The organism is Cobetia sp. UCD-24C, assembly GCF_001306765.1.
GTDB classification, from domain to species: domain Bacteria; phylum Pseudomonadota; class Gammaproteobacteria; order Pseudomonadales; family Halomonadaceae; genus Cobetia; species Cobetia amphilecti.
The window spans coordinates 465632-478995 of the sequence record NZ_LJTD01000002.1 but is presented as its reverse complement, the minus strand read 5'-3'; the positions used below and the strand labels follow the sequence as shown (position 1 = coordinate 478995).

The window sequence follows — 13364 nt, the reverse complement described above, 5'->3', positions numbered from 1 at the left end:
GAGAAGTCAAGCACTTGATGATGAGTCAGTCGACTGCCTCTAAGCATCATCAAGCGGTGAGGAGCGTTGCTCGATCACCTGTTCCGTAAGGAGTGCGGCGTATTCTAGCGAATCGCCCGGGATTGTCAATCGATGATATCGAAGCGGACTTCAAAAACATCAAGTAAAACAACCACCTGCAAACCTCGTTTACCGCTGGTAACGCCATGCGTCCCCGGCAGCGGATGCGTACTTTACGCAGGAATCGGCTTGATGGCAAGGGCTTTGGCGCAGAAAACAGTCGCTATCCTGCTCGGCACTCAGATCGCCTTGCCGTCCGCGGGCCGAGATACTGGCCGCGCCTGCCAGCCACCACGCGAATGCGACTGTATCTCAAGCGCCGCCTCCAGGCGCACCTCCGGCAGCTGCATGACGCGCGCCAGCAGTGTCAGCAGGGCCACCTCCTCATCGGCCAGCGTCTGGTCGGCATGCACCACCTGGGCAAGCGCCGTGAACCATCGCTGCTTGTCCATCGGGCGCAGGTGAGCCAGCTGCGTGAGATGACGGCAGCGCAGCGCAGGGTTATCCCCATCCGGTTGCGACTGCGGATACGCAAGCGCCAGACCAAGTTCCGCACTGGCGTCCAGGAAGATGTCCTCGCGCAGCGTTTCATCGTCGATGAGTCCGACCATCAGCATGAGCCAATGCTGACAGGCCGGCTGGCATTGCTGCAGGGCCAGCGAGTCACTCTTGCGATCGATTCGCGGGTCCAGTGACTCCAGCAGCAACTGCCACAGACACCAGATGAACATGTCCTGCGAAGGTGTCTGCGCCTTGAGCATGCGATGCGCGCGCTCATCCGCTTCCCGCCAGCGCGGTATCAACCGGTTGAGCAAAGGGATCCACTCGACCCGCGGCAAGGACTCGAGCTTGCGCCGCGCCTCGCGCACGCGCTTGCCATCCAGCCAGTCATGTTGACGCTCAAGCTCGGTGAGCCAGACCCCACGCCGGGTGAGCTCCGAGGGCGCGATCATCGCCACCACCAGCTGCGGGCAGAGAAAGCGCGACAGCGTCAGGTTCTCTAGCTCACCCCGGGAACGCGACAGCTCGCCCATGACGGCCGCGCCGGCGATACCCGCCATGACCCCGCCAAGCACTTCTGCTCCGATGGGCCCCTGCTGCTCGAAGGTATGCACCGGTTGCTGGCGCGCGCTCAGATATTGCCTATCCCAACGGGGTTCCAGGCGCTTGATGCGTTCATCCAGCGGCGGATGCGAGTCGAACCAGCCCGTCAGCCATGGCGGACGCGCTTCGACGAAGAAGAGGTGGTTGTAGGTCATGGCGCGCGGATGCTGGATGCGCCCCTGCCAGCCCATGCCACCGATACGCTTGAGGGCCGAGGCGATGCCATCCGGGAAACGCGTCAGGCGCACTGCACTGGCATCGGCGAGATATTCGCGTGAACGCGCGACCCCGCGCTGCAACAGCCTGCCGCCCAGCCCGCCGAGACTGCCGAGCAACCACAGCGCCACACCGACCAGCATCAGCTGCGGCATGCCGCCTTTCCTGTCGGAACCGGAGGAGCGCGCCCTGCCCAACACGAAGCCGATGCGCCCCGCCCCCATCAGGAAGCGCCCCGCCTCGGAGAGAAACACCAGGCCGTGAACCGCACTCGCCAGACGCAGGTTGAGGCGAATATCGCCATTGGCGATATGGGCGAACTCGTGAGCGACCACGCCCTGCAGCTCGTTGCGATCCAGCTGCTCCAACGCCCCGCGACTCAGCGCGATCACCGCATCATGGGGCCGATAGCCCGCCGCGAAGGCATTGATCATCGCCTCATGCGGAAGCAGGAACAGCTGCGGCGTGGGCAGGTTGGCGGCGATCGCCATCTCTTCCACGACATTCAGTGCCCGCCGCTCGCGCGAGTCCTGGGTCTCGACATCCACCAGCTTGCCACCCAGGCGTGCGGCCACGACCGCACCGCCCTGCTGCAGACGCCGCAGCTCACGCGCCGCGACCAGTGCATTGCACAGGAAGATGATGCTCGCCACTGGCCAGACATATTCAAACGTCGTGGCGGCCGGGCGCCCCAGGAAACTGCTGATCGCGACATGCACAACGGCGCCGGCAGCAAGAGACACCACCAGCGACATGGCCGTGAAGGCCAGCAGCAATAGCCGCGTACGACGCCGCGCACTGTCCTGCTCATGATAGAAATTCATCCGCGCTCGCCATCTACCCAGTCAGGATCACAGCGCAAGGCCGCTGCGAGAGAAGCATCAGCCGGTCGACTCACGAGAAGCTGACATCCGGGGCCTGGCGAATCTTCACGCTGTCATCGAAGGCCAGCAGTCCTGCATCACTGCGATGACCGAAGGTCGGCGCGAACACCACCTGCGGGAAGCTCTGGCGATAGACGTTGTAGTCGGTGACGGCATCGTTGTAGGCCTGACGCGCGAAGGCGACGCGGTTCTCGGTGGCGGTGAGCTCTTCCATCAGGTCGCTCATGGTCTGGTCCGCCTTGAGCTCCGGATAGGCCTCGACCACCACATCCAGCTTGCCCAGACTCGCCGCCAGCCCCTGCTCGGCACCGGCCAGACTGGCCAGCTTGTCCATGCTGCCGGGATGCGCCGCTGCGGCATTCAAGGCGGCCATCGCCTTGTTGCGGGCATTGATCACTTCTTCCAGTGTGCCACGCTCATGACTCAGATAGCCCTTGGCCGTCTCGACCAGATTGGGAATCAGGTCATAGCGCCGCTTGAGCTGCACCTCTATCTGCGCGAAGGCATTCTCGAAGCGCGCCTTGAGGCTGACCAGCTTGTTGTAGATCGAGATCACGTAGATGACGATCAGCGCGATGGCGCCCAGCAGCAGAAAAGTTTTCATGATGAGTCCCTTGTGATGAAGCCTTTGCAATGAAGGCCCGGCAGGCGTTGTCCCGCTCTCCGGCGAGTCTTTGCAAGCGCCCCTGTCGGTCTTTCTGTGCAATCCGCTTCCAGTTTACCCATACCGGATGACGGCACCAGTCAATTGGATGACTGATTGCCAACGGGGCATCATGCGGCCGGCAACCTCACGGCACCCAATGCGCCATGAACTCGTGCACCGGCAGTGCTTCGAGTCGCTCGCGATCACCCAGCAACGCCATCAAGGTGTCGCACCGCGTGGGTGGGAAGCAGGTGGCCAGATTGGCCCGACACTTGTCCTCGAGCGGAACGAGCGACTCTTCACGCCGCCGACGATGTCCCAGCGGGTATTCCACCGTCACCTGCTCAGTGGCACTGCCATCGCAAAAGACCACCCGCAGGGCATTGGCGATCGAGCGCTTGTCGGCTTCCAGATACTCGCGGGTGAAGCGCGCCTCTTCCTTGACGACCATTCTGTCTCGCAGCCGGTCGATCTCCGGGTGAGCGGCATGGAAGCCATCTTCATAGTGGTCCGCGTTCAACTCGCCGAAGATCAGCGGCACCGCGACCATGTATTGCAGGCAGTGATCGCGGTCCGCCGCATTGGCGAGCGCGCCCTGCTTGGAGATGATGCGGATCGCCGATTCGTGGGTGGTGATCTCGATGCGCTCGATCTCCTCGAGCCGGTCGCGCACCTCGAAGTGGAGCTGGACGGCCGCCTCGGCGGCGGTCTGGGCATGGAATTCGGCCGGGAAGGAGACCTTGAAGAGCACGTTCTCCATCACATAGCTGCCCAGAGGGCGCGCCAGCGTCAGGTGCCGTTCGTCTTCAGGCTTGAGGGCGAGATCGCTATTGCCGTGACTGAAGGAGACATCATTGAAGCCCCACTGCGGCGCGCTGAGAGCACCGGGGATACCCATCTCGCCACGCAGGGCGATATCCGCCAGCCGCACGCCGCGTGAGGTGGCGTCCCCCGCCGCCCAGCTCTTGCGCGAGCCCGCATTGGGCGCATGACGATAGGTGCGCAGGCTCTGGCCATCGACGAAGGCGTGCGACAGCGCCGACAGCAACTGCTCGCGATTCGCTCCCATCAAGCGCGCCGTCACGGCGGTAGTCGCCACCTTGACCAGCATGACATGGTCGAGCCCGACGCGATTGAAGCTGTTGTCCAGCGCCAGCACGCCCTGAATCTCGTGGGCCATCACCATGCTCTCCAGCACATCACGCATCACCAGGGGTGGCTTGCCCAGCGCGACACGCTGGCGCGAGAGGTGATCCGCCACCGCCAGAATGCCGCCGAGATTGTCCGAGGGATGCCCCCACTCCGCCGCCAGCCAGGTGTCGTTGTAATCCAGCCAGCGGATGGTGCAGCCGATGTCCCACGCCGCCTTGACGGGATCTAGACTGAAGGCGGTGCCGGGCACCCGTGCACCATGCGGCACCACGGTCTCGGCCACCAGCGGGCCGAGATGCTTGGTGCATTCCGGGAAGCGCAGCGCCAGGATGCCGCAACCGAGGGTATCCATCAGACACAGGCGAGCGGTGTCCATCGCCTCTGCCGAGGGACCTGAGCGCACGCTCTTGCCGGCCAGGCCATCCACATCCACATCCACATCCGTATCCGCATTCGCGACATGAGGATCATCGCAATACCCCAGCACATAGTCGGCGATCTGCTGCAGCTCCGGGTCATAGTCCGGGCGCTGGTTGGCGCTGGCCTGATTGGTGCTGGCCTGACTTGTACTGGCCTGGTTGGTACTGACCTTGTTGGCGCTGAGACGGCTGTCGCCCGTCTGATCAGAGGATGGCGTGCTCATGTGTGATCTCCTGTCGTGGATCGTCTTTGCTCGCATGCATCTCCCGCGATACCGGCACGTCCCCCGAAATACCCGAGTCCGCACCACAGACACACGAAAGCCGGCCCTCTGCACATGCATGCCAGGCCGGCTTTCATCGGGATGCCCCAAGAGGGATATCAACAGAGATATATTGACAGTAGACCATCGCCTGCCAATACCGGCGCTAGCGCATCAAGGTCTCCGCCGGCACCCGCACCCAGCCTTCCATCAGGATACGCGCGCTGCGACTCATCACGGCCTCACTGACGGTCCATTCGCCCTCGCCTTGCTGGTCGTCACCGTCCTGACCCGAAGGTGACTGACGATGGGCACTCGCGCCGACCCTGAGCGTGCCGGAGGGATGCCCGAAGCACACCGAGTCACGCGCCGCGCCAGTCTGCCCGGCCCCAGACTCAGCCTCGGCTCCGCCAGCGGCGGCAAGATTGACCAGCGTGCCGGGTACCGCAGCCGCCGCGGCAATGGCGACAGCCGCGGTGCCCATCATGGCGTGGTGCAGCTTGCCCATCGACACGGCGCGAATCAGCACGTCGATCTCGTCGGCCTTGATCTCGCGACCACTGGAGACGACGTGATCCACCGGCGGCGCCACGAAAGCGACCTTGGGAGTGTGCTGACGTCTGGCGGCCTCGCCCAGCTCCTGGATCAGCCCCATGCGCAGTGCGCCGTGGGCGCGCAATGTCTCGAGGCGCGCGAGGGCCTCGCCATCCGCGTTGATCGCTTCCTGCAGCTCGGTGCCCTGATAGCCGAGATCGCGGGCAGCGACGAAGATGGTCGGGATGCCGGCATTGATCAGGGTCGCCTGGATCCGCCCGCCCGCGACCACCGATTCCGGCACTTCCAGCGTATCGACCACATTGCCGGTGGGGAACATGCTGCCCTCGCCAGCGGCGGGGTCGCGGAAGGCGACCGCCACTTCGGCGGCCGGGAAGGTCACGCCATCCAGGGCGAAGTCACCGGTTTCCTGGACGCGCCCCTCGCACATCGGCACCCGCGCGATGATGGTCTTGGCGATGTTGGCCTGCCAGATACGCACCTCGGCTATGCCATCACGCGGCAGGCGCTCGGCCGGCACCAGGCCCTTCTCGATGGCGAAGGGCCCGACCGCCGCCGAGAGATTGCCGCAGTTGCCGCTCCAATCGACGAAGGGCGAGTCGATGGAGACCTGACCGAACAGATAGTCGACGTCGTGGTCCGGCTGTTCGCTGCGACTGATGATCACCGTCTTGCTGGTGCTGGAGGTCGCGCCTCCCATGCCGTCGATCTGCTTGGCGTAGGGGTCGGGGCTGCCGATCACGCGCAGCAGCAGGGCATCACGCGCCGGGCCCGGCACCTGCGCCGCTTCCGGCAGCTCATCGTGCAGGAAGAACACGCCCTTGCTGGTGCCGCCACGCAGATAGGTGGCGGGGATCCTGAGCTGTGCCTGCTGGCTCATGCCGATACCTCCGCCGTCGTCTCGCCCGGCGCCTGCGAGCTCAGGAAGTCTTCGGCGAAGCGCTGCAGCACGCCGCCCGCCGAGTAGATGGAGACTTCCTCACGGGTATCGAGACGGCAGGTGACCGGCACGCGCTCGAGCTGGCCTGCCTTGTCGCCGGCGGTGCGTTCTATCACCAGCGTGAGTTCTGCCCCCGGCGCCGGCTCGCCCTCGACAGCGTAGATCTCGCTGCCATCCAGCGCCAGCGTCTTGCGCGTGGTACCGGCGGCGAACTGCAGCGGCATCACGCCCATGCCGACCAGATTGGTGCGGTGGATACGCTCGAAACCTTCCGCGACGATGGCCTCGACGCCCGCCAGCCGCACGCCCTTGGCCGCCCAGTCACGCGACGAGCCCTGGCCGTAATCCGCGCCCGCGATGATGATCAACGGCTGCTTTCGCTGCATGTAGGCCTCGATGGCCTCCCACATGCGTACCACCTTGCCTTCCGGCTCCAGACGCGTGAGCGAGCCCTGCTTGACCTCGCGCTTGCCGTCCGCCCCTTCCACCACGGCCATCTCGTTGATCAGCTTGGGATTGGCGAAGGTGGCCCGCTGCGCGGTGAGGTGATCACCACGGTGAGTGGCGTAGGAATTGAAGTCCTCCTCCGGCAGGCCCATCGCGGCCAGATACTCGCCCGCCGCACTGCTGGCCATGATGGCATTGGAGGGCGACAGGTGATCGGTGGTGATGTTGTCCCCCAGCACCGCCAGTGCCCGCATGCCCTTGAGCGTCGGTGCGCTGGCCAGGCCGCCTTCCCAGTACGGCGGACGACGGATGTAGGTGCTCATCTCGCGCCAGTCGTAGAGCGGGCTGGTCGTGTCGTCGCGATCCTGACGGGCCTCGAACATCGGGATGTAGACCTGACGGAAGTGGTCCGGCTTGACGCTGGAGCCGACGATGGCGTCGATTTCCTCGTCGCTCGGCCACAGGTCCTTGAGCATGATCGGCGAGCCGTCCGGCGCATGCCCGAGAACGTCCTTCTCGATGTCGAAGCGGATGGTGCCGGCGATGGCGTAGGCGACCACCAGCGGCGGCGAGGCCAGGAAGGCCTGCTTGGCGTAGGGGTGGATACGGCCATCGAAGTTGCGGTTGCCGGACAGCACCGCGGTGGAATAGAGATCACGCTCGACGATTTCCTGCTGGATCGCCGGGTCCAGCGCACCGCTCATGCCATTGCAGGTGGTACAGGCGAAGCCGACGATACCGAAGCCGAGCTGCTCGAGTTCCGGCAGCAGTTCTGCCTCTTCCAGATACAGCTGCACGGCCTTGGAGCCCGGCGCCAGCGAGGTCTTGACCCACGGCTTGCGCGTCAGCCCCAGCGCATTGGCGCGTCTGGCCAGCAGCCCGGCGGCGATGACATTGCGCGGATTCGAGGTGTTGGTGCAGCTGGTGATGGCGGCGATGATCACCGCGCCATCCGGCATCAGGTCACGCCCGTCCTCGTCCTGCTCATGCTCGACCACGCCGGAGATGCCGCGCGCGGCCAGCTCGCTGGTCGGCACGCGACTGTGCGGATTGGAGGGCCCCGCCAGGGTGCGCACCACCGAGGACAGATCGAAGGTCAGCTCGCGCTCATATTCCACCGCGCCCTCGATATGGCCGGTCTCATCTGCCCACAGGCCAGTCTCGCGTGCGTAACGCTCGACCAGCGCGATGTTCTCCGGCTCGCGGCCGGTCAGGGTCAGGTAATCCAGCGTCTGCTGGTCGATGTAGAACATCGCCGCCGTGGCGCCGTACTCTGGCGTCATGTTGGAGATGGTGGCGCGATCACCCAGCGTCAGGCTGGCCGCGCCTTCGCCGAAGAATTCCAGATAGGAGGAGACGACCTTCTCGGCGCGCAGGAATTCGGTCAACGCCAGCACGATATCGGTGGCGGTGATGCCCGGCTGCGGGCGCCCGGTGAGGCGCACGCCGATGATGTCGGGCAGGCGCATGTAGGAGGCACGCCCCAGCATCACGCTCTCGGCCTCCAGCCCACCGACGCCGACGGCGATCACGCCCAGCGCATCGACATGTGGCGTGTGGCTGTCGGTGCCCACCAGGGTATCCGGGAAGGCGACCTGATGGCCCTTTTCATCGGCGCGCGACTCGATCACCGGCGACATCCGCTCCAGATTGATCTGGTGCATGATGCCGTTGCCCGGCGGGATCACGTCGATGTTCTCGAAGGCCTGACGGGTCCAGTCGATGAAGTGGAAGCGGTCCTCGTTGCGACGCTCCTCGATGGCGCGGTTCTTGGCGAAGGCGTCCTTGTCGAAGCCGGCGTGCTCCACCGCCAGCGAGTGGTCGACGATCAACTGGGTCGGCACCACCGGATTGACCTTGGCCGGGTCTCCGCCGCGCTCGGCGATGGCATCACGCAGGCCGGCCAGATCCACCAGCGCGGTCTGACCGAGGATGTCATGACACACGACGCGCGCGGGGTACCACGGGAAATCGAGATCACGCCGACGCTCGATCAATTGCACGAGGCTGTCACGCAGCTGATCCGGCGGGCAGCGGCGCACCAGGTTCTCGGCCAGTACGCGTGAGGTATAGGGCAGACCGGCGTAGGCGCCGGGGGCGATGTCTTCCACGGCGGCACGCGCATCGAAGTAGTCGACCGGGGTACCCGGTGACGCCGTGCCAGGCAGGGGTTTGCGATACTCGGTATTCATGGGCATCCGGACTCATCAGGCGATCAGGAAAACGATCGGCCAGCACGCTGACTGGCCGAGGAAAGGGTCAGTCGCGCTGCTCGATGGGCAGCCAGTCGCAATGCTCCGGGCCGGTGTAATCGGCGCTCGGGCGGATGATGCGATTGTTGGCGCGTTGCTCGAAGACATGCGCCGCCCAGCCGGTCAGGCGTGAACAGACGAAGATCGGCGTGAACAACTTGGTAGGAATGCCCATGAAGTGATAGGCGCTGGCGTGGAAGAAGTCGGCATTGCAGAACAGCTTCTTCTCGCGCCACATCACGGCTTCGACGCGCTCGGAGACGGCGTAGAGCTGAGTGTCACCCACATCCTCGGACAGCTTGCGTGACCACTCCTTGATGATGGCGTTGCGCGGGTCACGTTCACGGTAGATGGCGTGGCCGAAGCCCATGATCTTCTCGCGGCGTTCCAGCATGCCGAGAATCTCGCGCTCGGCTTCCTCCGGTGAGCGCCAGTGCTCGATCATCGCCATCGCCGCCTCGTTGGCACCGCCATGCAGCGGTCCGCGCAGCGAGCCGATGGCCCCGGTCACGCAGGAATGCAGATCAGAAAGCGTCGAGGCGCAGACACGCGCGGTGAAGGTCGAGGCATTGAATTCGTGCTCGGCGTAGAGGATCAGCGAGGTATTCATCACCGCGGCATGCAGTTCGCTGGGGGCCTCGCCGTGCAAAAGGTGCAGGAAGTGCGCGCCGATGGAGTCGTCATCGGTCTCGGTGTCGATGCGCACGCCATCATGGCTGAAGCGATACCAGTAATTGATGATCGACGGGAACACCGCCAGCATGCGGTCGGCCTGGTCGGACTGCTCATCGAAGCTCTCTTCGGTCTCCAGATTGCCGAGCATCGAGCAGCCGGTGCGCATCACGTCCATCGGGTGGGCACTGGCCGGAATCTGCTCCAGTACCGCCTTCAGGGCATCCGGCAGGCCACGCAACCCCTTGAGGCGCGCGATGTAGGCGTCCAGTTCTTCGCGATTGGGCAGCTTGCCCTTGAGCAGCAGATAGGCGACTTCTTCAAAGCTTGCGTGGGCGGCGAGATCCTCCAGATCGTAGCCGCGATAGCGAAGGCCAGAGCCGGTCTGGCCGACGGTGCACAGGGCGGTCTCGCCGGCACTCTGGCCGCGCAGCCCGCTGGAGGCACTAGGGCTCGGGGTAGCGGTGGTATCTGACATGGCGCGATCTCCTTGGCAGTGACGTCATTGAGTTGTTCTTTTTCTTGTAGGGCATAAAGCGTCAAGCCCCTCGCCGGCCAGGCGTTTGCCAGCGAGGGAGAAACGGTCGGGCCGGAAGTGCCGGCCCGTGAAGCCAATGGCCTCCTGATGCGAGACATGGCGTCCGTCTCGAGCGTCTGGCATCAATCCTTGCGGCTTTCGGCCTCGAACAGGGTGTCCAGCTTCTGCTCGAAGGTGTGGTAATCGAGGAAGTCGTAGAGCTCCATGCGGGTCTGCATGTCGTCGACCACGTCCTTCTGGTCACCCTTGTCGTGGATGTTCTGGTAGACCTTGAGGGCGGCGGCGTTCATGGCGCGGAAGGCCGACAGCGGATAGAGCACCATCCGGCAGCCGACGTCACCCAGCTCGCGCTGATTGAACAGCGGCGTGGCGCCGAATTCGGTGATGTTGGCCAGAATCGGCGCGTCGACGACCTCGCAGAAGGCGCGGTAGTCCTCGAGGGTATGCACCGCCTCGGCGAAGATGGCGTCCGCCCCGGCCTCGACACAGGCATTGGCACGCGCCACGGCGGCCTCGAGCCCTTCCTTCTGGAAGGCATCGGTACGCGCGATCAGATAGAAGTCGTCATCACGACGGGCATCGGCGGCCGCCTTGATGCGATCGACCATCTCCTGGCTGGAGACGATGGCCTTGTTGGGACGGTGTCCACAACGCTTCTGGGCGACCTGGTCCTCTAGGTGCACGGCAGCCACGCCGGCACGCTCCATCTCCTGAATGGTGCGCGCGATGTTGAAGGCGCCACCCCAGCCGGTATCGATGTCCACCAGCAGCGGCAGTTCACTGGCGGCGGTAATGCGACGCGCATCTTCCAGCACGTCATTCATGCTGGTCATGCCCAGATCCGGCAGACCGTAGGAGGCGTTGGCCACGCCGCCACCGGACAGGTAGATCGCCTGATGCCCGACGCGCTCGGCCATGATGGCGGTGTAGGCATTGATGGTGCCGACGATGGGCAGCGGACGATTGGCCTCCAGCGCCGCGCGGAAGCGGGCGCCGGGGCTTGGCAAGGCGGTGGAACTCAGATGGCGTGACATGACATCTCCCGGGCTGGGCCCATGACGGGGTTGGAATTGTTGGGGGTGATCCGGTCGCAAGCGGTGTGGCAGTTCACTCCTCGCCCTGCTCTTCCTTGAGCGTGGCGGCATAGCGGCGGGCGACGTTCTCCCGCGAGGCGCTGACGTGGCGCCGCATCAGCAGCTCCGCCAGCTCCTCGTCGCCGGCCTCGATGGCATCGACGATACGGTGGTGCTCGACGAAGGCCTTCTGCGGACGCGAGCCACTGGCGCTGAACTGGGTGCGATACATGCGCACCAGGTAGTAGAGGTCGTCGCAGAGAATCGTCATCAGCATGTGGTTATGGCTGCCGAGGACGATCTGATAGTGGAAGTCGAGATCGCCTTCCTTCTGGAAGTAGGCGGTGCCGGTCTTGAGGTCCGACTGCTGCTCATGGGTCTTGAGCACGCTGCGCAGCCGCGTGACCTCCTCCTGCGTCATGTGCCGCGCCGCCAGACGCGCGGCCATGCTCTCCAACGCCTCACGTACGTCGAACAGCTCCAGCAGCTCGGTCATCGAGAGCTTGACCACCCGCGCGCCGACGTGGGGCACGCGCTCGATCAGGCGATGAACCTCGAGACGACGCATCGCCTCGCGCAGCGGGCCGCGCGAGATGCCATAGGCCTGCGCCAGCCCCGGCTCGGTGATCTTGCTGCCCGGTGCCAGCTCGCCGCGCACGATGGCGTCCTGCAGCTGGTGGAAGACGCGCTCGGCCAGGGTGCGCACCTCAGGCGTCGGAGCACTCGCGGAGGCGGTGTGGCCTGCCTGCTCGGCAGTGGCGCCGCGCGCGAGGCTTCGAGCGGTGGTGGCATTGTGAAAGGCATCGGTGGTCATGGCGGTCAGGCAATCCGGCTGGACAAGGGGCTGAGACAGGACAATGGCGATGAGGGACTTTCAGCACCATTGTCGACAATTATTCAATGACTGCCAGACTAGCCAGCGAGCCTGAGTGGGTCAAGATGCAATCCGCCAAATCCTCTACACCTTTGGCGTAAGAGAGCTGGCATGCGCTGGATAAACGGCTGCCAGAACAAGGCTTAACCGTCTGAGACGCCGCCATGCCAGTCTTCTCACTTCGACAAGCCAGAGGCACGCCAGCCGGTAGCGGCCGAGACGAAAGACGCCCCGCCAGCACAGGCTGACGGGGCGTCTTGAGTCTCAATGCCAGACCGCTCATCGGTCGGCTTGTCGACAATCACGCGATTTATGTGAAGCTGAGCTCCGCGCCGATGCGGCGGGGTTTCTGGAAAGGCAGCGAGTGATCGGTGCCGGGGATTTCCAGCGATTGCCAACCCGCATGACGCTCGGCCAGCAGGCTGTGATAGTCGCGCAGGGTCTGCGGGCTCTTGCCGCCGACCAGGCTGCGCACCTCGCTGCCTGAGGCCAGCACGTCAGCCAGCAGCGCCTCGCGGTCGATCTCGCGCACGGCATGCGTGACACAGTCCAGCGCATTGGCGAAGCCCAGATGGCGATGTGCCAGTCGCGCCACCATCATGCGCTCGGCGCGCGGGTTGCGCGTGCGATGCGGCGAGATGAGGTCGAGGAAGGCGGTGATGCCCGCCTCGGGACTTGAGGCTTCGCGCATGGCGCGCGCCGCCTCGGCGTAGCCGTCACGCACCTTGACCATGGTGGCGTGGCATTCGCGCTCCAGCAGTGCCGGCTCCAGCAGGCTGATGTCGCCGACCTTCACCTCCGGGCGCTCGGCGCGCAGACGCTGGACGAGACGCATGGCGACCAGCCCGCCGAAGCTGTAGCCGATCAGGTCGAAATGCGTGATGCGCTGGGTCTCGATCAGCGCCATCACGTCCTCGACCACCTGCTCGAGGGTGAAAGGAGGCTCGCCGCCCTGCGGCGCCAGCGTCTGCCCCATGCCACGCAGGTCCGGGATGATCAGCTCATCATGGGCCGTGAGATGCCCGACCAGCGGTGCCCAGGTCAGCGTGCCGGCCACACCCGCGCCGTGCAGCATCAGCAGTCGACGCCCGCCCTGGGCGCCATGCCGCTTGAGACGCTGCCAGAAGATGTTCTGATCGGGACGTGACAGCAGATGTTGGCCATGTTCGAACTCGGGATGCATGCAGGGGCTCCGGTGGGGTGCCAGGGGCTGGGCAAGAGACTGGGCAAGAGGGCTGGGCGAACGTCAGCACGCGCGTCAGGGCAGTC

Annotated in this window: 9 protein-coding genes; all 9 read right to left on the bottom strand. The window is 64.9% G+C overall.

The window, feature by feature from the left end; genetic code table 11:
- Window positions 1-299: 299 nt before the first annotated feature.
- Window positions 300-2204, bottom strand: a complete 1905-nt coding sequence (locus AOG28_RS04225; protein WP_054555403.1) for a M48 family metallopeptidase — start codon at window positions 2202-2204, stop codon at window positions 300-302.
- A 70-nt stretch (window positions 2205-2274) separates the two neighbouring features.
- Window positions 2275-2868 carry a LemA family protein gene (locus AOG28_RS04220; protein ID WP_054555402.1) on the bottom strand — a complete coding sequence of 198 codons (594 nt, stop codon included), beginning with the start codon at window positions 2866-2868 and terminating at the stop codon, window positions 2275-2277.
- A 187-nt stretch (window positions 2869-3055) separates the two neighbouring features.
- Window positions 3056-4705, bottom strand: a complete 1650-nt coding sequence (locus AOG28_RS04215; protein WP_082388223.1) for a bifunctional 2-methylcitrate dehydratase/aconitate hydratase — start codon at window positions 4703-4705, stop codon at window positions 3056-3058.
- A gap of 205 nt (window positions 4706-4910) precedes the next feature.
- Window positions 4911-6179 (bottom strand): 2-methylaconitate cis-trans isomerase PrpF, encoded by a 1269-nt coding sequence (gene prpF / locus AOG28_RS04210; protein ID WP_054555401.1) that lies wholly within the window; start codon window positions 6177-6179, stop codon window positions 4911-4913.
- Complete coding sequence (acnD, locus tag AOG28_RS04205) at window positions 6176-8878, bottom strand: Fe/S-dependent 2-methylisocitrate dehydratase AcnD (protein ID WP_054555455.1); 2703 nt, start codon at window positions 8876-8878, stop codon at window positions 6176-6178. The genes prpF and acnD overlap by 4 nt, the downstream gene beginning before the upstream one ends.
- 67 nt (window positions 8879-8945) lie before the next feature.
- Window positions 8946-10088 carry a bifunctional 2-methylcitrate synthase/citrate synthase gene (prpC, locus tag AOG28_RS04200; RefSeq protein WP_054555400.1) on the bottom strand — a complete coding sequence of 381 codons (1143 nt, stop codon included), beginning with the start codon at window positions 10086-10088 and terminating at the stop codon, window positions 8946-8948.
- A gap of 182 nt (window positions 10089-10270) precedes the next feature.
- On the bottom strand, window positions 10271-11182 hold the full coding sequence (gene prpB, locus AOG28_RS04195; protein ID WP_054555399.1) for a methylisocitrate lyase: 912 nt from the start codon (window positions 11180-11182) through the stop codon (window positions 10271-10273).
- A 73-nt stretch (window positions 11183-11255) separates the two neighbouring features.
- Entirely contained in the window at window positions 11256-12035 is a 780-nt protein-coding gene (locus tag AOG28_RS04190) for a GntR family transcriptional regulator (protein WP_043333965.1), read from the bottom strand.
- Between the two features lie 370 nt (window positions 12036-12405).
- Window positions 12406-13278, bottom strand: a complete 873-nt coding sequence (locus AOG28_RS04185; protein WP_054555398.1) for an alpha/beta fold hydrolase — start codon at window positions 13276-13278, stop codon at window positions 12406-12408.
- Between the last annotated feature and the right edge of the window lie 86 nt (window positions 13279-13364).

Coding starts and splice junctions, on each gene's coding strand:
- prpC (WP_054555400.1), bottom strand. CDS start 10,088: ATGTCAGATACCACCGCTACCCCGAGCCCTAGTGCCTCCAGCGGGCTG.
- acnD (WP_054555455.1), bottom strand. CDS start 8,878: ATGAATACCGAGTATCGCAAACCCCTGCCTGGCACGGCGTCACCGGGT.
- prpF (WP_054555401.1), bottom strand. CDS start 6,179: ATGAGCCAGCAGGCACAGCTCAGGATCCCCGCCACCTATCTGCGTGGC.
- AOG28_RS04190 (WP_043333965.1), bottom strand. CDS start 12,035: ATGACCACCGATGCCTTTCACAATGCCACCACCGCTCGAAGCCTCGCG.
- AOG28_RS04220 (WP_054555402.1), bottom strand. CDS start 2,868: ATGAAAACTTTTCTGCTGCTGGGCGCCATCGCGCTGATCGTCATCTAC.
- prpB (WP_054555399.1), bottom strand. CDS start 11,182: ATGTCACGCCATCTGAGTTCCACCGCCTTGCCAAGCCCCGGCGCCCGC.
- AOG28_RS04185 (WP_054555398.1), bottom strand. CDS start 13,278: ATGCATCCCGAGTTCGAACATGGCCAACATCTGCTGTCACGTCCCGAT.
- AOG28_RS04225 (WP_054555403.1), bottom strand. CDS start 2,204: ATGAATTTCTATCATGAGCAGGACAGTGCGCGGCGTCGTACGCGGCTA.
- AOG28_RS04215 (WP_082388223.1), bottom strand. CDS start 4,705: ATGAGCACGCCATCCTCTGATCAGACGGGCGACAGCCGTCTCAGCGCC.